The following is a 25,190-nucleotide window of genomic DNA, read 5'->3' on the forward strand; positions in this document are numbered from 1 at the left end:
GCACGTTCATGCAGCGCCTCATTCTTTCGTTGTTGATCTGCCTGGGCTTCGTGCTCCCGGCCACGGCTCAGGCCTGGTGGCAGGACGACTGGCACTACCGCAAACAGATCGCCGTCGATACCACGCCGCAGGGCGCCGGAATCAATCAGGCGCTGGGCCGCACCGCGCTGCTGGTGCGCCTGCACACTGGCAACTTCACGTTTGATGGCGTGAAAGAGGACGGCTCGGACCTGCGCTTTGTTGCCGCCGACGACAAGACCGTGCTCAACCACCAGATCGAAAGCTTCGACGCGCTGATGGGCATGGCGCTGATCTGGGTCGACGTGCCGAATGTCGAGGGCGGCCAGCGCCAGGACATCTGGATGTACTACGGCAACCAGAAAGCGCCGGCCACCGGCAACGGCCAACTGACATTCGATCCGAATTACACCGCGCTTTATCACTTCGAGGGCGCCACTGGCACCCCGGCGAAAGACACCACTGCTTACGGCAACACCGCGCAGAGCGCGACCGGCGCCGCGATTGACGGCGTAGTAGGGCGCGCCTTGCAGTTCAGCGGTCAGCCATTGCTGCTGCCGGCCAGTCCGTCGCTGCAGCACAACGCCGGCAGCGCGTTCACCTTCAGTGCCTGGCTGCGACTGGATCAGGCCAATGGCGAGCAATTGATCCTGGCCCGCCGCGAAGGCACCAACAGCCTGCTGGTCGGTGTGAATCAGGGCGTGCCGTTCGTGGAGATCGACGGCCAGCGCGCCGTCGCCACTCAGCCGCTGAATCCTGGCCAATGGCAGCACGTCGCGGTGACCGCCGAAGGCTCGAAAGTGACGCTCTACCTCAACGGTCGTGAAGGTGCGGCACTGGCCCAGGCCATGCCGGCGTTCAATTCGGTCATGGCCATTGGCGCCGATCTGCACGAAGGGCCTTACCAACCGTTCGTGGGCGCCATCGACGAACTGCGCCTGTCGAAAGTCGCTCGCCCGGCGCCGCTGTTGCTGGCTGACGCGAGCTCGCAAGGCGCCGAGTCGAAACTGGTGGCCTATGGCGTCGACGAGGAACAGTCCGGTTTCGGTTTCGGCAGCCTCGGTTTTCTGCTCAACGCGGTGCCGGTAGACGCCTGGGTGATTATCGCCGTGCTGGTGCTGATGATGTTCCAGTCGTGGATCATCATGCTGCGCAAGAACCGCACTCTGAGCCGCGTCACGGCGGCCAACGAAGACTTCCGCGTACAGTTCGCCAAGGTCGGCACACGCCTGGAAATGTTCGCCGACGACGCGCAACTGGCCCAGCGCCTGCAGCATTCGCCGCTGTGGCGCCTGTACTCGGTGGCGGTCAAGGAGATCCGCACCCGTCGCGAGCAGGGCGCCGATACCTCCTCGGTGTCTGCCGCAACCATCGAAGCCATCCGCTGCTCGATGGACGGCGTGCGTACCCGCGAGAACCAGGCGCTCAGCTCGAAACTCTCGACCCTGTCCAACGCCATCGCCGGCGGCCCGTACATCGGCCTGCTCGGGACCGTGCTGGGGATCATGGTGGTGTTCCTCGGCACCGCAATGGCCGGCGACGTCAACATCAACGCCATCGCCCCGGGCATGGCCGCTGCGTTGCTCGCCACCGCCATGGGCCTGTTCGTCGCGATCCCGGCGCTGTTTGGCTACAACCGGCTGATCACCCGTAACAAGGAGGTCAGCGCCGACATGCGCGTGTTCGTCGATGAGTTCATCACCCGTCTGGCAGAGTTACATGGCGAGAGCCAGATCAGTGAGGCGTCGCACCCGCGCGGCCATCACGCCAACCACTCCGTACCGGCCTGAGGAGCACTGACATGGCGTCTGTAAATGCCTCCCACGACGATGACGAAGATGCGGCGGTCGACAGCATCAACATCACCCCGCTGGTCGACGTGCTGATGGTGGTGTTGGTGATGTTCATCCTTACTGCCACCGCGCAGGTTTCGGGGATTCAGATCAACCTGCCCAAGGCCAGTGCTGCGGTTTCACTGTCGGAAGCCAAGACCAAGGCGATTTCGGTCAATGACGGCGGCCAGGTGTTCCTCGATGCCTATCCGGTGACGCTCGCCGAGCTGGAAGAACGCCTGCGCATCGAGAAAGCGCAGAACCCGGACTTCCCGGTGATCGTGCGCGGCGACGCCACGGTGCAGTACCAGAAGGTCATCGAAGTGCTGGATCTGCTGCGCCGGCTCGAACTGTCCCAGGTCGGTCTGGTGACCGGCAAACCGAGTCAGGGCTGAGTCATGACCGCACAAATCCCGATCGAGCCGTTACCGGTTAAAACGCCTGCGCTACGTTATGCGAAGTGGGGCGTGGGGCTGGTCATCGGTGCGCTCGCCGCTTGGTTCCTTTGGCAGTGGGCCAACGACATGAGCGGCATCCGCCGTGAAGCACCGAAGGTGCCGACGATCATTCCGTTGCCACCACCACCGCCGCCGCCCCCGGAGAAACCGCCGGAGCCGGAAACTCCAGTGGAAGAGAAAATCGTCGAGCCCGAGCCGACGCCTGAGCCGCAAGAGGTCAAGCCCGAAGAGCAAGCACCGCCTTCGCCAGCCGACGATCTGGCCAACCCGATGCAAATGGACGGCGATGCCCAGAGCGGCAGCGACGCGTTCAACATCGGTGCGGGCAAGGGCGGTGGCATGGCCGGTGCCGGGGGCGGGCGGCTGGGCACCGGCACCTACAGCCAGTTCCTCGCGTTCACGTTTCAGAAGCTGCTGCGCGAGAACCCGGACCTGCGCAACCTCGCGTTTTCGCTGCAGGCCGATGTGTGGCTGAGCAGCGTCGGCGAGATCACCCGCGTCGAGCTGATCAAGTCCAGCGGCAACCCCGAAATCGACACACAGGTGCTGGCGGCGCTGCGCAATGCGCCGCACCTGAGCGAACGGCCACCGGCCTCCATGACTTTGCCCGTGCGCCTGTCCCTGCAAGGGCGGCGTCCGGGTTAACCGAACCTATTTATTGCCAAGCATTCAAGCTTTGCCAAAAGGAGTTGTGTGCAGATGATTTCCAATGTGAATCGATTGTCCCTGGCGATCGGCATGGTCATCGCGACCCTGGTCGGTCAGGCCGCGGCAGCGCCCGCGCCTTCGGAGAACGCCACGATCAATCTGATCCGCTTGCTGGTCGAGCAGGGCATTTTGAAGCAGGACAAGGCCGACGCGCTGATCGCCCAGGCACAGAATGAGGCCGCCCAGGCCAAGCAGGCGGCGGCGTCCACCGCCGTCGCAGCAGGCCCCGTGGCCGCGCCGGGCGATGTGCGCGTGCAGTACGTGCCGGCCGCCGTGCGCGATCAGATCCGCGATCAGGTCAAGGCCGAAGTCATGGCCACCGCCAAGCAGGAAAACTGGGCCGCGCCCAACACTTTCTCGGAGTGGACCTCGCGCATCAGCTTCGATGGCGACATCCGTCTGCGTGACGAATCGCGCTACTACTCGGACAGTAACAGCAACGAGATCGTCGACTTTGCCAAGCTCAACAACAACGGCCCGTACGATGTGAACCCCAACAGCAGCACCAATCTGCCGCCGTTGCTCAACACCCGCGAAGACCGCACCAATCAGTTTCGCATTCGCGCACGTCTGGGCATGAAGGCCGAGATCGCACCGCAATGGACCGCCGGCATTCGCCTTGGCACTGGTTCCGACAACAACCCGGTGTCGACCACCCAGAGCCTGGGCGGCGGTTTCGCCAAGAAAGACATCTGGCTCGATCAGGGTTACCTGAACTGGAAGCCGACGGATGAGTTGACGGTGACCGGTGGCCGCTTTGCCAACCCGTTCATGTCCACCGACATGCTGTATTCCAACGACCTCAATTTCGACGGCGTGGCAGCGATTTTCGACCACAAACTTAACCGCGACTGGGGCGTGTTCGGCACCGTCGGCGCGTTCCCGGTGGACTACACCAACGACACCAGCACCAGCAACGGCTTCGACAAGGAAGAAAGCGACAACAAGTGGCTGTACGGCGCGCAGATCGGCGCCAAGTGGGCGATCAACAGCAACAACCGTCTCAAGGGGGCCTTGGCCTACTACCGTTTCGACGACATTCAGGGCCAGCGCTCCAGCCCTTGCGCACCGTGGGCCGGCGCCCCTGGCTGCGACACCGACGGCTCACGGGTGGCATTCATGCAGAAGGGCAACAGCGTGTTCCTGCTGCGTGACATCACGCCAAACCCGGCCAACCCTACGACCACACCGCAACCGCAATTCGTCGGTCTGGCGTCGGAGTTCAACCTGCTTGACCTGAATCTGGTGTGGGACGCCGATCTGCCGCAGGACTTCAAATTGCGTAGCCAGGGTAACTACATCCACAACCTTGGTTACGACGAAGGCGACATGCGCAAGCGCTCCGAGGGGCAGATCGTCAACAACCTCAACAGCAGCGGCGATATCGAAAGCGGCGCCAATGCGTGGATGGTGCAGTTCACCCTCGGCAACGCGCTGGACCTGAAACGACAGGGCGACTGGAATCTGTTCGCCGGCTACAAGTACATTCAGCCGGACGCCTTGCCTGACGGCTTCAACGATTCGTCGTTCCACCTCGGCGGCACCAACGCCAAGGGCTATTTCCTCGGTGGCAACTACGGTCTGGCGAAGAACGTCTATGCCACCGGCCGCTGGATGAGCACCGAGGCGGTGTACGGCGCGCCGTTTGATATCGACGTCTTGCAGCTTGAGATCAATACGCGCTTCTAAGGCGCCGGGAGTACGGTCATGCACGCACGAGTTTTACTGTTGGGGCTGAGTTTTTTCATCGCTCAAGGGGCCAATGCCGAAGGCATGGAGGAGCGTCTGCGCACCCAGTTGCGCAGCACCACCCAGCAATTGCAGGCCCTGCAAAGCCAGCAGGCCCAGGCCAGCGCCGCGCAACTGGCGGCGCAGAACGAGGCCAAGGCCGCGCAGGCGCAGATCAAGCAATTGACCGCCGAGCTGGCCAAGGCCAAAGGCGTTGCCGAGCAGTTGGCCGACCAGCAGCAGAACCTGCACAGCCAGGCCCAGGCGCAAGTCGCGGCGAGTAACGAGCAGGTCGGCAAGTTCAAGAAGGCCTACGACGAGTTGTTGGTCATGGCCCGTGCCAAAGAGGCAGAACGGTCTAAGCTTCAGGCGCAATTGGCTGAACGTGACACACAAGTGCAGCAATGTTCAGTCAAGAATCAGCAGATGTACGGCGTCGCCAAGCAGATCCTCACCGCCTACGAAAACATCGATGTGGCCGAGGTGATGAAGATCCGCCAGCCCTTTGCGGGCAGCGCCCGGGTCAAGTTCGATGAACTGGCTCAGGGGTTCGGTGACGAGCTTTACAAGACTCAATTCGACGCGCCGCAAGCCGCGCTCGCACACTGATTTAAAAGACTGATAAACAAGGAAGAAACAATGACTCAATTGATCACTCACGTATCGCCACAATCCCTGACTGAAGTCCTGCAGGCCGCCGGTTATCGCGTCAACCAGACCGAACAGAACGGCATCGTGCAATTGCTCAGTGCCAGCCAGGGCATCGGTTATGCCGTGCGTTTCGGCAACCCGGCGGTGGAGCAGGGCCGCTACGTCGATTTCACCTTCAGTTGCGCGCTGCGGGTGCAAGGTGAGTTGCCACAGGGTGTGGCCGAACAGTGGAACGCCAGCCGCCGGTTTGCGCGGTTGTCGTTGCAGGGTGAGTTTCTGGTGATGGAAATGGACGTGGTGGTCGCGGCGGGCGTGAGCAACGATCACCTGCGTGGCAACCTCGAATTGTGGGATCGCCTGTTGCAGGAGTTCATCGTCTATCTGCGTGATTTCAGCCAGGCCGCGCAAACTTCGACGGCCAAAGTCGCCGTCGCCGAGCAAGAGGAAGTCGCGCTGTGAAAAAACCTGCCATGGTGATCGGCGCCGGGGCAGTGGCGCTGTTGGTGGTAGCCGTGGCGCTGGTGCTGCGACCGGGTACAGACCCGGTCGCCGCGCAGCAATCGTCGCCTTTGGCGGCGGTTGCAGCCGGGCCGGCAGTGGCGCGGTTGGGCAATCAGCAGGTGACGCCGCAGGAATTGCAGGCGTTGCTGGCGACCGTCCCGCCAACGACTCGCGAGCAACTGCGCGGTAACCGTGAGGCGCTGGAGCGCTGGCTGCGCACGCGTCTGGCGGAGAAAGCCGTGCTCGAACAGGCCGACGCCCAGGGCTGGGCGCAGCGTCCGGACGTGGTGCGGCAAACCCGGGCGGCGACCGAGCAAATTGTCTTCCGTGATTACCTGCGCTCGGTCAGCGAAGTGCCGGCGGACTACCCGAGTGCGGCCGAGCTGCAGCAGGCCTACGACGCCGGCAAGGCTGAATGGCAAACCCCGGCGTTGTATCGGGTGAGCCAGATTTTCCTCGCCGTGAATGACCCGCAGAACCTCGAAGCAGTGCGCAAACAGGCGACGGAGCTGAGCAAAAAGGCTCAGGCCACGCCGGGGGATTTTGCTGCGCTGGCGAGCCAGTATTCGCAGGACCGGCTGACCGCCGAACGCGGCGGCGACACCGGGTTGCAACCGTTGCAGCAGTTGGTGCCGCAGGTACGTGGCGCGGTGGCGCGGCTCAAGGTCGGCGCGGTGTCCGAGCCGCTGCAGAGCGCCGCCGGATTCCACGTGATCAAACTCACCGAACAGCAACCGGCGCGCACCGCGACCCTCGACGAATTGCGTGACCAACTGACCCAGGCCTTGCGTGCCCAGCGTCAGGAGCAGATCGCCCAGGCGTATCTGGACGGCATGCTCAACACGGCGACGCTGAGTATCGACGGGGCTGAGCTGAACAAGGTCCTGGAAGAGAAACGCTGATCGTGACTCACCGCAGAACCCGGGTGGGAGCGGGCTTACTCGCGAAAGCGGTGTGGCATTCAACGGACACGCTGGCAGGCATGGCCCTTTCGCGAGCAAGCCCGCTCCCACAGTAGAACCGTGGTGTTTTTCAAAATACAAAGATCGACAGGGAGTCATCGATGTCATTCACCGAACCCGCAGGACGACAGGGTAGCCCCGATTATCGCTGGGCACAGGGCGAGCGCGAGCCTTGGCTGGCGCAAGCTGCGACCATCGATGCCGACGTCGCGCAATATTTTCTGGTCAGCGCTCGCTGTGGCTGCTTCATGCAGGCAGCGCGCAGCCTCAACGTGCGTTCGACCTTGCTGCGCAAGCAACTGGCGCAACTTGAACAAGAACTGCAGCACTCGCTGTTCAGCTTTCAGGGCAGTGCCCTGAGCCTGACCCGCGAGGGCCTGCAACTTCAGGCGCAACTGGTGGCGCTGGCTCACGAGCGCAAACTGCCGGTGGTCGAGCAGCCGCTGGTGCGTCTGGCCGTCGCCGAGTCAATCCTGCATGACATCCTCGGTCGCGACCTGATCGCGCTGTTGCGCCGCAACGCCAGCGTGCGCCTGGAAATCATCGCGCTGGACAGCGAACTGGCACTGCGCGCGGTCAGCGCTGATGTGGTGCTGTGGCTGGCCCACGGTGAAACCCCCAATCCCGGCCCGACCTTCGCCACCAGTCAGCCACAGGCACTGGCGCGGCTGGATTACCTGCCGCACATCGCCAAACGTTATTCGCGCGTCACCGCGCGCCCGGCCAGTGCCGACGACCTGAGCGATTTCATGCTGGTGCAATGGCAACACGACCGGCAGATCGACAGCTTCCGGCCGTGGAATGAGCTGGTCGAACAGCGCCTGGCCGGCGTGGTGCAGATGCAGTCCTATGAGCTGATGCTGGAAATGATCCGCTGCAGTGCCTGCATCGGTTTGCTGCCGGCGTACATGAGCCGCTTCGATCGCGGGCTGATTGCGCTGCCGGGGCTGTTTGACGAGCCGATGCAGTTGCAGGCATGGCTGGCGGTCAACGTTGAATCGCGAGACGTCGCCGAAGTGCAGACCCTGGTCGAACTGATCCAGCGCACCTTCAACGAACGCCACGAATGGTTCCAGAGCTGAACACATAACCCCTGTGGGAGCGGGCTTGCTCGCGAATGCGGTGTTTCATTCAACGATAAGGTGTCTGACACGGCCCCTTCGCGAGCAAGCCCGCTCCCACAGTCTGGGACCTCGCCAAATAGATGACTGGCAGTTTAGAGTGTCTGGCCACACATCGATCCAGGAAGGATCCGCCATGCCCGACTACAACCCCGCCATCACCCTCGAACGCTTCAACGAATCGCACCTGGAGTCTGTCACCGCGCTGTACAACGATCCGGCCGTGACCCGCCAGGTGTTGCAGATGCCGTTTCAATCCACTGAGATCTGGCGTCAGCGGTTGCTGGCGGAGAACGAGCGGATGCTCAAACTGGTGGCGCTGCATCAGGGCGCGGTGGTCGGTCATCTCGGGCTGGAAAACTATTCGCGGATTCGCCGTGCGCACGCCGGCAGTGTCGGCATGGCGGTCGCTGTGGCGTGGCAGGGCAAGGGTGTCGGTTCGAAACTGCTGGCGGCGGCGCTGGACGTCGCCGACAACTGGATGAATTTGCACCGGGTCGAACTCTCGGTCTACGCCGACAATGAGGCGGCCATTGGTCTGTACCGCAAGTTCGGTTTCGAGAACGAAGGCCTGTTCCGTGACTACGCCGTGCGCGACGGGCAATGGGTCGACACCCTGAGCATGGCCCGCCTGCGCACGCGCGGCCAAGTCTGACTCAGTCGTCCAGGGCGAACGCCACCGCCGACTGCGCATGCAGCTCGGTGGTGTCGAGCAGGGGCAGGGCACTGTGCTGGGGTTTGACCAGCAGGCCGATTTCCGTGCAGCCGAGGATGATCGCCTGGGCGCCGCGCGCGGTCAGTGATTCGATCACTCTTTGATAGATTTTGCGCGACTCGTCACTGATCACCCCGACGCACAACTCGTCGTAGATGATCCGGTGCACGTCCTGGCGCTCGGCATCGTCCGGCACCAGCACCGTCAACCCCTTGGCAATCAGACGCTGCTTGAGAAACGTCTGCTCCATGGTGAACGCGGTGCCGAGCAAACCGACCGTGTGCGCATCGATGTCCAGCGCCGCCTGCGCTGCCGGTTCGGCGATGTGCAGGAACGGGATGCTGATCGCCGCCTGAATCTGTTCCGCCACCTTGTGCATGGTGTTGGTACACAGCACCACGCATTGCGCGCCGCCGGCCTCCAGCCTGCGCGCGGCATCCACCAGAATCGCCGCCGCATCGTCCCAGCGCCCGGCATGCTGGGCCTGTTCGACCGGGCCGAAGTCGACGCTGTGCATCAGCAGTTGCGCCGAACGCAGCGGGCCGAGGCGATCGCGGACCTGTTGATTGATGAGGCGATAATATTCGGCGCTGGACTCCCAGCTCATGCCGCCGATCAGGCCGATGGTGCGCATTGAAATTCCTCTGGCTTGGACCTGGAACGAACAACCAGGTCTGCACAGAGTGTCCATTTGTTCATCGAAGGACGCCAGCGCAAATCAGCTGTACCGCCAATCCTTCTGCCAGGTGTAACGGTGCCGTTTGCCATAAACCGCCGCTGTTCATTGGGTAACCACTTGATCCGCTGGCGCGAACGTAAAGCTCGCCGATCCCCCGTTACTGGCAGAGGGTGTCAACCGAATGATGGGCACGAGAATTTTCGGATTGGTCGAGTTGTAGAAGTCGCGCTGGTTGTATTGCGCGTCCGCCAGGCCGGCGTTGGCGCCTCCGTAAACATAGAAAAACGCCATGATGGGAAATCGGTTGGGAGGAAAACTCGAAGCACATGATTTTGCCGGGTCGGAGGAGACCGGATCGCACCAGGTTTTTATCAGCAACTCATTGTGTTCATTGTAGCCAGTGACATTCGCAAACGCCCTGGCGCGCACGGATTGATAGAACGCCGGGCCCGCCAGATGATTGCGCTCGTCGCTGACGTCAAAGCCACATTGGCGCTGGTTCGGGTTGCCTCCCGCTATCGTCCAGACCGCGTACCATTGCTCTGCGGTGGTGACACCGGCGTTCTGGCAGAGCTGGCTTTGCACCGGATAGCTCGGGTGGGCAGCGCACACGGCGTCAGTCCGCCGTGTCCAGGTCCAGGCATCGTAGGGATAGGCACACAGATAATCGAGGTCGAGCTTGTCTTGGGGGGACTCAAAGATCGGATAAACAATGTAGCCGTTGCCATTGCCCCAGGCGAGTCGGCCGAAGTCGGCATCCTGGCGCAGGTAGGAAAATGACACGCCTCCACTGGTCACAGATGTCGGGCTTGGGTCCCAAACCTTGTATTTGTTGGAGGGATCCTTGACTGTCACCCTCAGGGTCACACCGGAGCACAGGAACGCTGGTTGGGAGTCGCTCTTGTTGCAGTTGGGAAATTTTCGCCCGTAAAGCGTATTGAGCTGAGTGGCGATGGCCGGGCCGTTGAGCACCTCAACACCACTGACGCCGATGGCCACCGGCGGTTGGGTGGAGGTCTGCGTGCAACCCATCAGTAATGCAATAAAAAGCGCTGCGGCGATTGTTCTCATGATCAAACCCTTGCCTGAAATGGGGATTGCGTTTGTCAGTTGAAAAACTTGGTCAAGCGTTACGGCGCAGGTTCGGGCAACGGCTCGACAGATTGCGGGGGCAGCGCCATGCAGAGATTGAGCAAGGCAATCAAGGTGGAATCTGATCTTTCTCGCCCTTTTTGTTGCTGTTGCAAGCTCATTGAGCCACCGCCTGATCTGCTGCCGAGTAGGTAAAAGTCGCCGGTGCTGCGGCGCTGGCTGCAGGCGTCAGGCGAATAATGGGGACGACGATTTTCGGGTTGGTCGAGTTATAGAAGTCGCGCTGGTTGTATTGCGCGTCCGCCAGGCCGGCATTGGTGCCGCCGGCGATGAAAAAGAACGCCATGATCGGCAGAGCGTTGGCCTGCCCGGCAGCCCAGCTGCGAATGACGATTTCATTTTGTTGACCAAACCCGGTGGCGCCCAGCAAGGTCTTGGCTCTGAGCGATTGATAGAATGCCGGGCCGGCGAGGTGATTTCGTTCATCCCTGACATCGAACCCGCATTGCCGCAGATTTTTGTTTTCGTAGGAGACGTCCCATGCCGTCTTGGCCTGTTCGCCGGTGAAGACCCCCGCCAGATGACAGGCTTGGCTGACATTCGGGTATTGGGGCGCCGGACCACAGACGGAGGTCGCGCTGCGACTCCAGGTCCAGGCATCCATGGGGTAGGAGCACAACACCTTCAGATGCAGTTTGCCAGGGGGCTGCTCAAGGAATGGATAGAGGATGTAGCCATTGCCGTAACCCCAGGCCAGGCGCCCGAAATTGGCATCCTGGCGCAAATAGGAGTAGGAAATGCCGCCACTTTTCACCGAGGCCGGACTCGGATCCCAGACCTTGTATTGGCCTGCCGGATCCCTGACGGTGACTCGCAAGGTGACTCCGGAACAGAGAAACGCTGGCTGCGATTCGCTCTTGTTGCAATTGGGAAACTGCCGCCCATACAGCGTGTTGAGATGCGAGGCGATTTGTGGGCCGTTGAGCGCCTGAGCATCGCGTGTACCGATGACCGCTGGCGGTTGAACGGCTGTGTGTGAGCATCCCAGCAGTAACGTAATGAACAGTGACGCTGCCAATTTACGCATGTGCAGATCCTCGCCGCGGACAGCGGCGGATTCGCTTGAATAATTTGCAAGTCGACTGCAAGCCCTTTACAGCGTCACTCGCAGGTACCAGGAAAAAATGATGGGTTCGCCCGTGCCCGTCTTTCTGAGGGTGTAATTGAACAGACCGAGTTTTCCCTTGTTCGGCGTGATCCAGCTCGACGGGACAGCGACGTTGGTATAGGACGGCTGGGTGATGTTGAATTCCTCGCTGTCGTAGCGAGTCGCTCCAACGGTCAGCGATATTCTTACTTTGTAAGCACCGTCCAGCGTCGGGTAGTAGGCCCTCAGGTTGTCCTTGGCTGCACTCAGCGTCGGTTCCGGCAGGTGATGCTTTTGTCCGGTAATGGTTATGTTCCGCCGCTTGGATAGGAGATCAACCGTGGTGTCCGGTAACCGGACGGTGAAGGACGCCTCGGCGCCGCTGCCAACGGTGTCGACCACTTCTGCGCGTGGCACCAAAAACTGCAACGTCTGGCCGACAGACGTGACGGTCTGCATCTCGCTGACATAAGTGGAATTGCGACCTTTCCAATAAGCCTTGACCGTTTGCCCCGGTGCCGAGCCGATGTAGGACACAATAATGGTCGCATACAGGGCTTCATAGAAGTCTCGAACAAAATTCAGCCTGTTGCCGTTGTCCTCTTTGGCTTCGAGCACTGTGGGGGCAAGCAGATCCAGCACCGGTTGACGAATATGCACATCGACGAAGGTGGTCGCCGACCAGATCGCCTGCGGCCCCGAGGAGTTGCCGAGCAGGTCGGTGACGCGAAAACTAAAGGGGAACCGCTTATTATCCTGCCGGAAGTCATTGGTGGTCAGCTTGATCACCACTTGACCGGCTAGAACCTGCGCCGCGGTCACGGTTTGCTGGATATGGTGCCCGTCAAGATCGACAGTGATGACGTCCCCCGCCCGCATATAGACATAGCGCAGCGTAACGTCAACGCCTTGCGCCGCACGTGCTGCATCGATGCCATTGGCGATGACATCGGCCGGCAGGGTCATCAGCAAGTTCGGATTAATGCCGCCCCCGGCGATCTCTCCGCCGGGGCGTGGCGTATGGAAGAGCACACGTAACTCCACTGAAGTTTCGGGCATCGGTTGCGCGATCCGCGTCACCCGCAGGAACAGCAGGTTGATTCCATCCCTCAGCAAGGACGCATTAAAACTCATGCTGAACCGTTGATTCAGCTCCGTCCGGGTGATGGTTTGTGCGGCAATAATGGTTTGCGACTCGTTGAGCAGTAGTTGAACACTGTCATCCAGGCTCTGGTTGATCCAGGGATCAACGAGAACCCGGATAAGTCCATTGGTGACCAGCGCGAGCGGAATCCCGCCGTGCGGATTCAGCGGATGCTGGATCGGTGAAACCCATCCCGGAATGAGTACCGGGTCGATCGTCAGCAGTTTATTGTCGTTGTTTTGGTTGGCCATTTCGTCCGCTCCGCAAAGGTTTGCTCACTGGATTCATCTAAAACCTTCGCGTACGGCTTGCCTACTGTCAGATCTGACAGGTGACCGCATAAAAGACCCACCGTCCGTCGCGCCAGCCTGAGTTGAGACCGGCTGGCATTCGAGGTTTTACGCGCACTGGCGTGTTGATCTGTCACTATGGGTTTCGCAGGCTCACCCCGAGGAACGTACCGATGAACGACGTACAACAACTGGGCGAAATGCTTCGTCACTATGCCGAGAGTGAAGCGCACAAGAAGCAACTGTTCGAAACCCAGTCGCAGGCGTGGTCGGCCCGGATCAGCGAGCTGTTCGGCCATATTCAGCAATGGCTGGAACCGGTGCAGGCACCGAATCTGCTGGAGGTGAGCCGCGAGGCTTACGTCGCGTTCGGACCGAGTACGCCGGTGGAGACCTCGACCTTCAAGACCGAGAAACTGAGCATCGTGATTGCCGGCAAACCGGTGGAATTCGTGCCGGACGTGATGGGCAGCGCCGGGCAGATTTCCCTGGCGGTGATGGGCCTGACGGCGGCGCGCTATGGCAGCATTTCGCTGGTGGGGCTGCCGAGCGGCGAGTGGCAGTGGCGCAAGACCAACGGCTTGAAGGATCCGGACACGTTCGTGTTCGATGCGGATTTCCTCGCACAGCAGCTGCAGAGCCTGATCCCGCGCGACCGTAACTAGACTTCAAGGACTTGCAAATTCCCCTCGTGGGAGCGGGCTTGCTCGCGAAGGCGGTGTGTCATTCAACATTTCGGTGACTGATCAGACGCTTTCGCGAGCAAGCCCGCTCCCACAGGGGCAGATGGCAGTTCTACATTTGCAGGTTGATCCAGCCTGGTTTCGCCTCTTCCGGTGCCACCGCTTTCACGGTCTTGCCGGTCGCCAGCTCCACCCGCCGCGCCACCTCCGGATCATCGGCAAACGGCACCATGCTCGCATCATCCAGGCTCTCTGAAGTCTGATGGCGCAGGCAGTACTCCACCGCCAGCCACAGAAACACCACCCCCAGCACATTCAAGAAAATTTCGAACATCATCAGCTCCCTGACTCAGGCGATCTGCGCCTGGCTGCGCGCCAGCGACACGTCGGCTACCCGCACCGTGCGCCACACGTTGTAGGCCATCAACAGCATCCCGGTGAGGAAGAACACCCCGCCGGCAAAGCGCACGATGAACCCCGGATGACTGGCCTGCAGCGCTTCGACGAACGAATAGGTCAGCGTGCCGTCCTCGTTGATCGCACGCCACATCAGGCCCTGGGTGATGCCGTTGACCCACATCGACGCGATGTACAACACCGTGCCGATGGTCGCCAGCCAGAAGTGCAGGTTGATCAGCGGCGTGCTGAACATCTGCTCGCGACCAAAGACTTTCGGCACCATGTGATAGGTCGCGCCGAAGGTGATCATCGCCACCCAGCCCAGCGCCCCGGCGTGGACGTGGCCGATGGTCCAGTCGGTGTAGTGGGAGAGGGCGTTGACGGTCTTGATCGCCATCATCGGGCCTTCGAAGGTCGACATGCCGTAGAACGCCAGCGACAGCACCAGAAAGCGCAGGATCGGGTCGGTGCGCAACTTATGCCAGGCGCCGGACAAGGTCATCATGCCGTTGATCATCCCGCCCCAGCTCGGGGCCAGGAGGATCAGCGACATCGCCATGCCGAGTGACTGTGCCCAGTCCGGCAGCGCGGTGTAGTGCAGATGGTGCGGGCCGGCCCAGATGTACAGGGTGATCAGCGCCCAGAAGTGCACGATCGACAACCGGTACGAATACACAGGACGGTTGACCTGCTTGGGCACGAAGTAATACATCATCCCGAGGAACCCGGTGGTCAGAAAGAATCCCACCGCGTTGTGCCCGTACCACCACTGCACCATGGCGTCGGTCGCCCCGGAATACACCGGATAGGACTTGAACCAGTCCACCGGGATCGACAGGTGATTGACCACGTGCAGCATGGCGATCACCAGAATGAATGCGCCAAAGAACCAGTTGCCGACGTAGATATGTTTGGTCTTGCGCTGCACCACGGTGGTGAAAAACACGATGGCGTAGGCGACCCAGACCACTGCCATCCACACCGCACCGGAGAATTCGATCTCGGCGTATTCCTTGGTGGTGGTGTAGCCCATCGGCAGGGTGATCAGCATGACCACGATCACCGACTGCCAGCCCCAGAAGGTGAAGGCTGCGAGCTTGTCCGAGTACAGCCGCACCTGGCAGGTACGCTGCACCGCGTAGTAACTGGCGGCGAATTGCGCGCTGCCGGCAAAGCCGAAAATCACCAGGCTGGTGTGCAGTGGCCGCAAGCGGCCGAAGGTGGTCCACGGCAGGTCGAGATTCATGTCCGGCCACACCAGTTGCGAGGCGATCCATACCCCCATCGCCATGCCCACGACACCCCAGAAAACCGTCGCGATAACGAATTGGCGGACGACCTTGTAGTTATAAGCCTGTCCGATTGTTGCTGTGCTCATGGTCAGTTCATCCACGGTTGCAAAGTCTTGCCAGGCCACCCGGTCTGGCATGCACTGCACTGTAGGAATACCGTCAGAAACAAAACAGGCTCAGGAATCTTTCATTTGTACGGATCAGATTGAAGTGCTGCCTGCGGCCATCTGCCGCGCCCTGATACGGTTTTTATCGTTTCAGGTGAATCTGTTGCGTGCTGCGCCGTTCGTCCATAGTCAGGAAAAATCCTGTGGGAGCGGGCTTGCTCGCGAAAGCGTTGTGTCAGCCAACAATTCAGTTGCCTGACACAACGCTTTCGCGAGCAAGCCCGCTCCCACAGTTTTGAAGATGCGTTCAAACCTGATGGGGTAGCCGCTGCATGTATCAATACGATGATTACGACCGGGCGCTGGTGTTCGAGCGCGTTGCGCAGTTCCGCGATCAGGTCGAGCGCTTCATGGCCGGGGAGTTGAGCGAGGAGGAGTTCCTGCCGCTGCGTCTGCAGAATGGCCTGTACATGCAAAAGCACGCGTACATGCTGCGAGTCGCCATTCCCTACGGCACCCTGAGTGCCGAACAGATGCGCACCCTGGCGAGCATCGCCGCCGATTACGATCGCGGTTACGGCCACTTCACCACCCGGCAGAACCTGCAATTCAACTGGATCGAACTGAGCGAAGTGCCGGACATTCTCGAACGTCTGGCGCAGGTCAACATGCACGCGATCCAGACCTCCGGCAACTGCGTGCGCAACATCACCACCGAGGCCTTCGCCGGGGTCGCAGCGGACGAGATGATCGACCCGCGTCCGCTGGCAGAAATCCTTCGGCAGTGGTCGACGATCAACCCTGAATTCCTCTTCCTGCCGCGCAAGTTCAAGATCGCCATCTGCTCGGCCAGGCAGGATCGCGCGGCAATCATGATGCATGACATCGGCCTGTATCTTTACCCGGGGCGCGAGGGACAAATGCTCCTGCGGGTGATCGTCGGCGGCGGGTTGGGGCGCACGCCGATCCTGGGGCTGCAGATTCGCGAAGGCTTGCCGTGGCAGCATCTGCTGTCCTACGTCGAGGCGATCCTGCGGGTCTACAACCGCCACGGTCGGCGTGACAACAAGTACAAGGCGCGGATCAAGATTCTGGTCAAGGCGTTGGGCATCGAGGCGTTCGCCCGGGAAGTCGAAGAGGAATGGCAACACCTCAAGGACGGCCCGGCGCAGTTGACCGACGCTGAGTACGAGCGCGTCGCCAGTGCGTTCGTGCCGCCGATCTACCACACTCTGGCCGATACCGATCTGGATTTCGGCACGCGCCTGGCCGAGAGCCCGGCGTTCGCACGCTGGGTCGCGCGCAACGTGCAGCCGCACAAGAAACCCGGCTACACCAGCGTGGTGCTGTCGACCAAACCGGGTCTGGCCGCGCCACCGGGCGATGTCACCGGGTTGCAGATGCTGGCCGTCGCCGACTGGTCGGAGCGCTTCGGTTTTGGCGAGATCCGCATTGCCCATGAGCAGAACATCGTCCTGCCCGATGTGCAAAAGTCTGACCTGTATCAACTCTGGCAACTGGCCTGCGAGCGCGGTCTGGGCAGTGCCAACGTCGGCCTGCTGACCGACATCATCGCCTGCCCGGGCGGCGATTTCTGTGCGCTGGCCAACGCCAAGTCGATCCCGATAGCCCAGGCGATTCAGGCGCGATTCGACAACCTCGATTACCTGCACGATCTGGGCGACATCAGCCTGAACATCTCCGGCTGCATGAACGCCTGCGGCCACCACCACATCGGCAATATCGGCATCCTCGGCGTCGACAAGAATGGCAGCGAGTGGTACCAGATCACCCTTGGCGGTGCGCAGGGCAAGCACAGCGCATTGGGCAAAGTCATCGGCCCGTCGTTCAGCGCCGCCGAAGTACCGCAGGTGATCGAGCGGATCATCGGCACCTTCGTGCGTTACCGCGAAAGCGAGGAGCTGTTTGTCGACACCGTGGCGCGCATTGGCCTGGAGCCGTTCAAGGAGCGGGTCTACCCGAAAGCGCTGGAGGTGACGGCATGAACAATCTGCTGCGGTTGGAGCAGGGTGTCGCGCGGCGGGTCGAGGACGATCCGTGGACGCTGGTCCGCGAGCCGGAGCAAGACCGGCCGCAAGGGTTGCTGGTACTGCCGCTGGCGCACTGGCTGCAATCGCCCTCGACCCACGCGGTGTGGCTGGGGCCGGACGATGAGGTTGAAAGTGTGGTGCCGTGGCTGGCCTCGCTGCCATTGATTGCTCTGGACTTCCCGAGCTTTCGCGACGGTCGCGCTTATAGTCAGGCGTATCTGTTGCGCAGCCGTTTTGGCTGGGCCGGGGAGTTGCGCGCGATTGGTGATGTGTTGCGTGATCAGCTCAGCCACATGCGCCAGTGCGGGTTCGACAGCTTTGCGGTGCGTGAGGACAAGTCGGCTGAAGATGCGTTGAAAGGGCTGGCCGGAATGAGTGTGCTGTATGGGCGCTCGGTGATCGAACCACGTCCGCTGTTCCGCAGACGCTGAAGATTCTGTGGCGAGGGAACACGCGCCCTCGCCACAGGTGTTTGGCATTGCTCGCACAGGGGAAACCCTTAGATCCTGCGCTATTCCCGGATTTTCCCTTGGGTCGATGCTGGCCTTTTGGTAGAGTCCCCGTCGCCAGCGGGTTTTCGGCTGGACGATGGAACGAAGAAGGGAGTCAGGGTAGTGAGCGCGGGCAAAAAGATTTTGGGCCTCACGGCGTTGCTGTTGATGCTGACGCTGTGGGCCAGTTACTTCTATGTGATCAAGGAAAACCGCGACGGCCAGTTGGGCGGCGCCGGTGAAAGCACCGCGTGGTGCGGCACGCCGCCGTCCACCGAAGCGGCGCTGTTGGGCAAGGATCAACTGACCTTGCGCGTGACCAACAACCTGCGCGGCGAGTTCATGCTCAGTGGCTCGCTGGTGGTCTCCGAACGCACCTTCAACCGCTATGACCTGGGCCGCAACGAACTGCGCCTGCGTCTGGAACCCTTGCAGTGGTCGTACGGCGTCACGCCAATCTTCCTTGAACAGGTCAAGGTCCAACCGCTGAGCCGCAACCTCGCTTCGCCGACCAAGAGCGCTTATGCCGAGCTTGAGCCGCGGCCGATCGGCGTACAGGGTCAGGTCACCGAATTCCCCTTCGACACCTATCGCTACGGCTACAAGCCGGTGCTGTATTACCTCAAGGGCAGCGAGCGCATCGACCTGCGCTTCAAGAACATCACCACGCTGATGGCGATGTCCAACACCTTCACGCCCATCCAGAAGTACAACCGCGTCGAGTACATCAACGAGAAAAACTCGATGATCCGCGACGAGGACTACAAGGCCTACGGCCCGCACGAATGCGCGTTCAGCGTCGAGCGCAAAGGCTCGTTCAAGGTCGTGGTGCTGTTGTTGCTGTTGGTGCTGTGCCTGCCATTGCTGCACGTGTTCTATCGCGATGAGCCGGGGATCGACTTCCTCGCCACCCTGGTCGCGATTGCCGTGGTGCGCGTGGTGCTGGTGGGGCCGGTGCAGGACTTCCAGTTGTACAACATCGACTTCCTGTTTGGCGCGGCGATCCTGCTGGTGGGCTCGGTGTCGCTGATCAAGGCGATGCGCGCCAACAGCCGGCGGGAGATGGCGTTGAAGAGCGGGGCGACGTCTTCGTGGTAGTCCGCGCAGTATCAGACTCACGCTGACCTTGTGGGAGCGAGCCTGCTCGCGAAGGCGATCATTCAGCCAACATCCCTGGCGACTGATGTACCGCATTCGCGAGCGGGCTCGCTCCCACAAGGGGGGGCGGTGGGTTCTGATCGGTCACTTCAGCGCCGGATCGCCCATGTTCATCTTCTTCCAGCCCTGCAACAGCACCTGCGCCTTCGGCTCATGGCCGTTCTCCAGGTAGTACTGGATCAGCGACAGCCGCGCATTGCGGTTTGCCGGTTGTACCTTGAGCAGACGCTCCAGCACTTCACACGCTTCATCGACCTTGCCGCTGTCGTGCAACGCCACCGCCAGCACATAACCGTACTGCGCGTTCTGCGGTTCCAGCTGCACGGCTTTGTGCAGTGCGCTCATGGCCTCGGTGGTCTTGCCAGCGCGAATCAGTGACAGGCCACGGGTGTGTTGCAACAGTGCCGCATCCGGGTGCGCCTTGAGGCTGTCATCCAGCAGTATCTGTGCTTCCTGCCCACGGCCACTGGCCTCCAGCCATTGCACCAGTGTCACCAGCGCCGGGTAGAAATCCGGATCACGTTGCAGTGCGCTGCGCAGCAAGCCTTCGACTTCACCACTGCGACCACTGGCCTGATAGAGCATCGCCAGATTCAGGTTGGCTTCGGCACGTTCCAGCAGGCTCTTCTGCACTGCCTCGTACTCGGCAATCGCCGCGTCCCAATGGGCTTGTGCGGTGCCAAGGCCGTTGTTGCGGGCCACGCTCAGCAGGTCCCGGGCGACGACGATGCGCACCGCTTTGACCGGGTCATTCAACAGCGGCGTCAGCAGCGGTGCGCGCTCCGGTGGCGGCAGGAAGGCACTGATCGCCCGCACCGCACTTTCACGCACCTGCGGCTCGGGGTTTTTCAGGTCCTGAGTCGCCAGTTTCAATGCGTGTTCACTCGGGTACAGCGGCAGTTCCGCCAGCAGCGTCGCACGCTGGATCGCCGGCAGGTGGCTGCGCTGCAATTGCTCGTACAGCGCGTTGGCGGCGCCGGGCTGGCCATTGCGGATCAGCCACAGGCTTTCGTCATAACGCGGTGCCTGTGGGGCGGCGGAAGCGCTCCACAGCTTGAACTGCGCGGTAATCCTGTCGCCGGCCTTGCCCTGGTGACACGTCAGGCAGGCGTCCGGGGTGCCGAGCTTTTGCGCACGCTCGGGGTTGGGAATGCTGAAACTGTGGTCGTGGCGCAAGTCGTTGCCCATGTAGAACTTGCCGGGCATGTGGCAATCGACGCACTGCGAGCCGGGCTGGCCCATCGCGTGGCGGGTGTGTTCGACGGAGTCGTAATTCTTTGCCAGCAGGCCCTTGCCGTCGACGCCTGCGACCGAGGTCTTGCCAGCGCTGTTGTGGCATTGCAGGCACACCGCGTTGCCCGGGGCCTTGAGTTCGGTGCTGTGCGGGTTGTGGCAATTGCTGCAACGCACGCCCTTGTCGAACATTTTGCTTTGCAGGAACGAGCCGTGTTCGAACACTTCATCCTTGATCTTGCCGTCCAGCGCATACAGTTCGCGGGTGAGGGTGCTCGGCAGGTAGTCGTCCATCAAGCGCTTGCCGACGGTGTAACCATCGCCCAACGGCGCACGGCGCGCATGGCAACGCGCGCAGGTCTCGATCTCGACGGTGGCGTTGTTGTCCTTGAGGTCGACGGCAAAACCCTTGTGGATCAGGTCGTCCTTGTTCTGCGCCCATTCCAGGTGATTCGACGCCGGACCGTGGCAGGCCTGGCAGCCGACGCCGAGGCTGTTCCACTGACTATTGAAGGTGTTGCTGGCCGCATCGAAATTGCGTTTGAAACCAGTGGTGTGGCACTCGACGCACATGAAGTTGGCGTTCTGGCTCGGCTTGCTCCAGTGCAGCGGATTCTTGAAGTTCACGCCTTGGCCGGGGTAGAGGTGAAACCAGCGGTGCTGCTCGGTATCCCACGCCACGCCGAGCGCCTGCAAGCGGCCTTGGCCGACCTCGATCAGGTACTGCTGCAGGGGCGCGATACCGAAGGTGTAGGCGACTTTGAAGTCGGCGTTCTTGCCGTCGATGCCGGGCGTGTTGACCCAGAATTCGTCGCCCTTGCGCGAGAAACGGGTGGTCTCGTTCTCGGCCTTGAAGGTGATGTTATTGAAGTCGCCGAGCACGCTGTCGGCATGGGCGGCCTGCATCGCCAATTGGTGGTGCGAGCCTTGCCAGTCCTTGACCTGCTCGGTGTGGCAGCCCTGGCATGGTTGCTCGTCGACCAGGCTCGCGGGTTTGCGCGCCACCGGCGGTGGTTTGGCGACAACAGCTGCCGGCGCGCTGACCGGCAAGGCTTTGAGCGGGGCCGGCGCGGGGCTGAACAGAAACCAGCCGATAGCGGCCACGGCTGCCAGCAGTACGCCGATGGTGACGGGAAACAGGTAACGGGAAAGGGACGGTCGGGACGAATCAGGATCAGGCTGTGCGACTTTATTTTTATGCTTGGGCATTACGACTTCCATGGTCCAGGTGCATTTGCCATCTGGCGTGCGTTCAAGCTCGATGCAGCTTTGCCGGATGCTCGGCTCCTGTCAAATGACGGTTGTGATCAGCCGCGCAGCCTGAGTTGAATTTTGTGCTTTCGAATCGCAATTGCCGGGGTTTTAGCTATACCTGTAACTCCCCCCAACCCAAAAAGTTTCTGGCCTTCTGACAGGAGTTACAGCATGAAGCTAGCAGTAATGATGGGCACCCTCTGCATTGCCACTCTCGGCGTGGTGGGTTGTTCCAGCAGCACCGTCGCTCCCGACGAGTATTCCGGCTTCCTCAAGGACTACAGCCAACTCAAGGAGGCCAAATCCCCGTCCGGTGCCGAAGTGATGCGCTGGATCGACCCCAAGGTCGACATCAACAAGTTCACCAGTGCCTACATCGAGCCGACTCAGCTCTATCCGAAACCCCAACCGACCGCGAAGATTTCCCAGCAGACCCTCAACGGCATCACCTCCTACTACGATCAGGCGCTCAAGCGTGAAATTGGCAAAGACCTGCCGTTGGCCACCGGCCCCGGGCCGGGGGTGATTGTGGTACGTGCGGCGATCACCGCGGTCAGCAGCAAGAATGAAGGCCTGCACGCTTATGAAGTGATCCCGATTGCCCTGGTGGCCGCAGCGGTCAGCACTGCCAGCGGTATCCGCGATCAGGAAACCACTCTGGCCACGGAAGCAGTGTTTCTGGATGGCGCGACCAACAAGGTCGTGGCGCAAGTGGTGCGCAAAGGCACCGGCAAACCGCTGGAAAATGACACGCAGGCGATGAAGGCCTCCGACGTCAAACCGGTGATCGATGGCTGGGCCAATGACATGCATCAGATGTATGTGAAGCTCAAGGCCAACTCCAAATAACGGCTGAAAGCTTCGCGAGCAGGCACGCTCCCACATTGGCTTTGTGCACGACACAGTTCAGTGTGGGAGCGAGCCTGCTCGCGAAAGCGGTCTTTCAGGCAACCCGTTACTGCCCGGTAAACCAGCGGAAGTACGGGTTGCCGCCATCCCAACGCATCACTTCACGCATATCCCGCCCCCACGCATCCCGATCTCCGTCATACGCATGCAGGCTTGCGCGGTAAAACTGCATCAGGCGCTGACGGTGGGCGTCCATTCGCTCGCTGAATCCGGCATCGGCATTGACCAGTGGCGGCGGCTGATAGAGGTCCAGCAGCGCCGGCAGTACCCGGGTGATTTCCTTGCTGCGTACCCACGGCGCGTATTCGATACGTGGCTGATCGTCCGTCACTGCCGGGGCATTCGCGGCGAAGCGCTCAAGGCCCGCGCGGTCGGTGACCCAGGTCGCGAGCAACGCGGCGGCCGAGCCGATCCCGACATCCTGCAAAGTGCTGCGCACAGTGTCCTGCTGGAAGCGCTCGGTGATTTTCGCCGCGTCCAGTTCCATCGGTTGCAACGAGCCGACCAGCAGCATCTCGTGGAACTCGCTGGTCCACAGCGAGGCATACGGGAACACGTCGAGGAAGCTGCGCACCAGTGAGCGTGAGTCATCGATGTTCTGCGTCGGCAGCGGCAGCCATTGCGCGACGATGCCTTGTTGCTGCAAGCGGCTGGCCGCCAACTGATAGAAATCCCGCGAGTACAGGTTGACCACACCAGCCGCCGACGGCGGTGGCGGTTCGAGGGTGATCAGGTCGTACGTCTGTTCGCTGCGCAGCAGTTCCTGGCGGCCGTCGCGCAGGCGCACATCCACTGCAGGATCGTTGGCCGCGTTGAAATTGCCTTTGAACAGCGGAGCAGCTTTGACCACTGACGGCAACAGCTCGGCGACTACTCGATGTTCCAGCCCCGGATAGCGCAGCATGGCGCCGGCGGTGATGCCGGTGCCGAAGCCGATCACCAGTGTCGAACGCGGCTCGCCGTTGTGAATCAGCAGCGGCAACAGCGCCTGAATGCGCATGTAGCGCAGCGACGGCATGGCATCGCCGGTGTTGGACACGCCTTGAATGTACAAACGGTGGAACGCGTTTTCACCACGGCCCTGCGCGACTACCGCCACCGTACCGCCTCGGCCTTCTTCATAGAATGTCAGCGCGCCGTTACGCGCCCCGGGCAGCAGGCTGGCGAGTTTGTCGACTGGCGTCAGCACGGCCAGCGCGACCGACACCAGCCCCAGTGCGACCACGGCCTGACGTCGGCCTTTCTTGACGTGGTGGCCTTTGCGCACGGCCACGTAGCCGATGCTGGCGGCGATGATTGCCAGCAGACCCAGCGTGCGCACCAACCCCAGCAACGGGATCAGCAGGAAACCGCAGAGCATCACCCCGACGATCCCGCCTAGGGTGTTGAACGCCACGACGGCGCCCACATCACGACCGACATGCCCGTGGCCGACGCTCAGCCGCAGTGCCAGCGGGAAAGCTGCGCCCAGCAACAAGGTCGGCACGAACACAATGCTCAGCGCCGCCACGGCAAAACGTGCGCTCATGCCGACCAGTTCGCTGGCACCCAGGCTCAGCAACCACATCTCGGTCTGAGTCTGCGCGAGGATCAGCCAGCGACCGAGCACGGCAATTTCCACCAACGCGACCAACCCGGCACCGGCAATCAACAAACCGAAGACTCCCCACGGATCACGGATGCGCTCGACGCGCCGGGCGAGCAGGGCGCTGCCGAGGAACAGTCCGGTCAGGTAAGTGGCCAGAACCACAGCAAACGCATAGGTGCGGGTGCTCATGAACTGCACGATCGACTGCGACCAGACCACTTCATAGCCCAGCGCCACACCACCGGCGATCGAATACAACCACAGCGCAGTGCGGTCTGCAGCTTTTTCGTTGTGATGTTTGACCAGCGCCGCCACCGCTGTCGGGTGCTGACGCTGCAGCCACAGCGCACCGGCAGCGGCCAGCAGATTGAGCATCGCGGCAAACAGCGCGCTGCCGCGCACGCCGAGGGTGGCGATCAGCACGAATGCGGCGAGCAACGTGCCGACAATCGCGCCCAAGGTGTTGGCGGCGTACAACTGACCGCCGGCCTTGCCCGGATCAGTCGTCAGTGAGCGCACCAGCACCGGCAGGGTGCCGCCCATCAATACGGCGGGGAGGCCGACCAGCGCAAACGGCAACAGCCAGGCGAGCAAACCGACGTGACCTTGCAGCCAGGCAAACCCGCTGGCGGAAACACTCAAGGCAAACGTCGCGCCGACGCCCAGTATTGCCACCAGCACTTCCAGCCCGGCGTAGAGCAGCACCGGTTGCTGCAGGCGATCCGCCCAGCGCCCGAACCACCAGCCACCGATGGCCAGTCCTGCGAAAAACGCGCTGATGCCGGTGGTGATGGCGTAGACCTCGACCCCGACCACCAGCGACAGTTGCTTGATCCACAGCACTTGATACACCAGGGCCGCGGCGCCGGAGACGCACAGCAGCAGGGCGGGAAACAGCAACGCTGCGCTGGCGACTTGCGGGGCGGGTATGGCCGACGGCTTGCTGGCGATACGTGAGGGCATGCGGATTGCCTTATTT

Annotated in this window: 22 protein-coding genes; 14 read left to right on the forward strand and 8 right to left on the reverse strand. The window is 61.6% G+C overall.

Going from position 1 to position 25,190, the window contains the following annotated elements:
* Window positions 1–8: 8 nt before the first annotated feature.
* The 9 genes from AC1UK9_RS13215 to AC1UK9_RS13255 all read left to right on the forward strand — a co-directional run bounded on the left by AC1UK9_RS13215 (window position 9) and on the right by AC1UK9_RS13255 (window position 8,634).
* Window positions 9–1,808: a DUF2341 domain-containing protein gene (locus AC1UK9_RS13215; RefSeq protein ID WP_482580334.1), complete on the forward strand. Its 1,800-nt coding sequence runs from the start codon at window positions 9–11 to the stop codon at window positions 1,806–1,808.
* 11 nt (window positions 1,809–1,819) lie between these two features.
* The gene (locus AC1UK9_RS13220) at window positions 1,820–2,245 is read left to right on the forward strand and encodes an ExbD/TolR family protein (RefSeq protein WP_025110048.1); all 426 of its coding nucleotides are present in this window, start codon (window positions 1,820–1,822) and stop codon (window positions 2,243–2,245) included.
* A 3-nt stretch (window positions 2,246–2,248) separates the two neighbouring features.
* A complete protein-coding gene (locus tag AC1UK9_RS13225; protein ID WP_473015603.1) occupies window positions 2,249–2,953 on the forward strand; it encodes an energy transducer TonB family protein in 705 nt (234 codons plus the stop codon).
* Between the two features lie 54 nt (window positions 2,954–3,007).
* Window positions 3,008–4,705, forward strand: coding sequence for a putative porin (locus AC1UK9_RS13230; RefSeq protein ID WP_482580337.1), 1,698 nt, complete (start codon window positions 3,008–3,010; stop codon window positions 4,703–4,705).
* Between the two features lie 18 nt (window positions 4,706–4,723).
* On the forward strand, window positions 4,724–5,353 hold the full coding sequence (locus AC1UK9_RS13235) for a DNA repair protein (protein ID WP_473015605.1): 630 nt from the start codon (window positions 4,724–4,726) through the stop codon (window positions 5,351–5,353).
* A 30-nt stretch (window positions 5,354–5,383) separates the two neighbouring features.
* On the forward strand, window positions 5,384–5,854 hold the full coding sequence (locus AC1UK9_RS13240; protein ID WP_482580338.1) for a YbjN domain-containing protein: 471 nt from the start codon (window positions 5,384–5,386) through the stop codon (window positions 5,852–5,854).
* Window positions 5,851–6,798 carry a peptidylprolyl isomerase gene (locus AC1UK9_RS13245; RefSeq protein ID WP_473015607.1) on the forward strand — a complete coding sequence of 316 codons (948 nt, stop codon included), beginning with the start codon at window positions 5,851–5,853 and terminating at the stop codon, window positions 6,796–6,798. Before AC1UK9_RS13240 ends, AC1UK9_RS13245 begins: the two co-directional genes overlap by 4 nt.
* Before the next feature lie 161 nt (window positions 6,799–6,959).
* Window positions 6,960–7,940, forward strand: coding sequence for a LysR family transcriptional regulator (locus tag AC1UK9_RS13250; protein WP_473015608.1), 981 nt, complete (start codon window positions 6,960–6,962; stop codon window positions 7,938–7,940).
* A 175-nt stretch (window positions 7,941–8,115) separates the two neighbouring features.
* Window positions 8,116–8,634: a GNAT family N-acetyltransferase gene (locus AC1UK9_RS13255; RefSeq protein ID WP_473015609.1), complete on the forward strand. Its 519-nt coding sequence runs from the start codon at window positions 8,116–8,118 to the stop codon at window positions 8,632–8,634.
* A 1-nt stretch (window position 8,635) separates the two neighbouring features.
* Here AC1UK9_RS13255 and AC1UK9_RS13260 read toward each other — a convergent pair whose 3' ends face one another.
* The 4 genes from AC1UK9_RS13260 to AC1UK9_RS13275 form a co-directional block, all read right to left on the reverse strand.
* A complete protein-coding gene (locus AC1UK9_RS13260; protein ID WP_482580340.1) occupies window positions 8,636–9,328 on the reverse strand; it encodes an aspartate/glutamate racemase family protein in 693 nt (230 codons plus the stop codon).
* 147 nt (window positions 9,329–9,475) lie between these two features.
* The gene (locus tag AC1UK9_RS13265; protein ID WP_473015611.1) at window positions 9,476–10,444 is read right to left on the reverse strand and encodes a halovibrin HvnC; all 969 of its coding nucleotides are present in this window, start codon (window positions 10,442–10,444) and stop codon (window positions 9,476–9,478) included.
* A gap of 178 nt (window positions 10,445–10,622) precedes the next feature.
* Window positions 10,623–11,552, reverse strand: coding sequence for a halovibrin HvnC (locus AC1UK9_RS13270; protein WP_473015612.1), 930 nt, complete (start codon window positions 11,550–11,552; stop codon window positions 10,623–10,625).
* A gap of 66 nt (window positions 11,553–11,618) precedes the next feature.
* Entirely contained in the window at window positions 11,619–13,007 is a 1,389-nt protein-coding gene (locus AC1UK9_RS13275; RefSeq protein ID WP_482580342.1) for a hypothetical protein, read from the reverse strand.
* 212 nt (window positions 13,008–13,219) lie between these two features.
* Here AC1UK9_RS13275 and AC1UK9_RS13280 point away from each other — a divergent pair, with 212 nt between their 5' ends.
* Complete coding sequence (locus AC1UK9_RS13280; RefSeq protein ID WP_473015614.1) at window positions 13,220–13,711, forward strand: hypothetical protein; 492 nt, start codon at window positions 13,220–13,222, stop codon at window positions 13,709–13,711.
* Window positions 13,712–13,841: 130 nt separating this feature from the next.
* On the opposite strand, the gene AC1UK9_RS13285 is transcribed toward AC1UK9_RS13280, so the two are convergent.
* Window positions 13,842–14,063, reverse strand: a complete 222-nt coding sequence (locus tag AC1UK9_RS13285) for a hypothetical protein (protein WP_025110035.1) — start codon at window positions 14,061–14,063, stop codon at window positions 13,842–13,844.
* Between the two features lie 15 nt (window positions 14,064–14,078).
* Window positions 14,079–15,506: a cytochrome-c oxidase, cbb3-type subunit I gene (gene ccoN / locus AC1UK9_RS13290; protein WP_482580344.1), complete on the reverse strand. Its 1,428-nt coding sequence runs from the start codon at window positions 15,504–15,506 to the stop codon at window positions 14,079–14,081.
* Window positions 15,507–15,859: 353 nt separating this feature from the next.
* On the opposite strand from ccoN, the gene AC1UK9_RS13295 reads away from it, so the two are divergent.
* The 3 genes from AC1UK9_RS13295 (at window position 15,860) to AC1UK9_RS13305 (ending at window position 19,167) form a co-directional block, all read left to right on the forward strand.
* Complete coding sequence (locus tag AC1UK9_RS13295) at window positions 15,860–17,533, forward strand: nitrite/sulfite reductase (protein WP_482580346.1); 1,674 nt, start codon at window positions 15,860–15,862, stop codon at window positions 17,531–17,533.
* A complete protein-coding gene (locus AC1UK9_RS13300) occupies window positions 17,530–18,009 on the forward strand; it encodes a DUF934 domain-containing protein (protein WP_025110032.1) in 480 nt (159 codons plus the stop codon). The genes AC1UK9_RS13295 and AC1UK9_RS13300 overlap by 4 nt, the downstream gene beginning before the upstream one ends.
* 183 nt (window positions 18,010–18,192) lie before the next feature.
* Window positions 18,193–19,167, forward strand: a complete 975-nt coding sequence (locus tag AC1UK9_RS13305) for a hypothetical protein (protein WP_482580348.1) — start codon at window positions 18,193–18,195, stop codon at window positions 19,165–19,167.
* Between the two features lie 144 nt (window positions 19,168–19,311).
* Here the strand turns inward: AC1UK9_RS13305 and AC1UK9_RS13310 are convergent, their stop codons facing one another.
* Complete coding sequence (locus AC1UK9_RS13310) at window positions 19,312–21,669, reverse strand: tetratricopeptide repeat protein (protein WP_482580350.1); 2,358 nt, start codon at window positions 21,667–21,669, stop codon at window positions 19,312–19,314.
* 216 nt (window positions 21,670–21,885) lie between these two features.
* Here AC1UK9_RS13310 and AC1UK9_RS13315 point away from each other — a divergent pair, with 216 nt between their 5' ends.
* Complete coding sequence (locus AC1UK9_RS13315; RefSeq protein ID WP_025110029.1) at window positions 21,886–22,563, forward strand: DUF3313 domain-containing protein; 678 nt, start codon at window positions 21,886–21,888, stop codon at window positions 22,561–22,563.
* Between the two features lie 106 nt (window positions 22,564–22,669).
* Here AC1UK9_RS13315 and AC1UK9_RS13320 read toward each other — a convergent pair whose 3' ends face one another.
* The gene (locus AC1UK9_RS13320) at window positions 22,670–25,174 is read right to left on the reverse strand and encodes a spermidine synthase (protein ID WP_482580352.1); all 2,505 of its coding nucleotides are present in this window, start codon (window positions 25,172–25,174) and stop codon (window positions 22,670–22,672) included.
* Between the last annotated feature and the right edge of the window lie 16 nt (window positions 25,175–25,190).

This window comes from Pseudomonas sp. AK-TSAG1-1 (assembly GCF_056821665.1).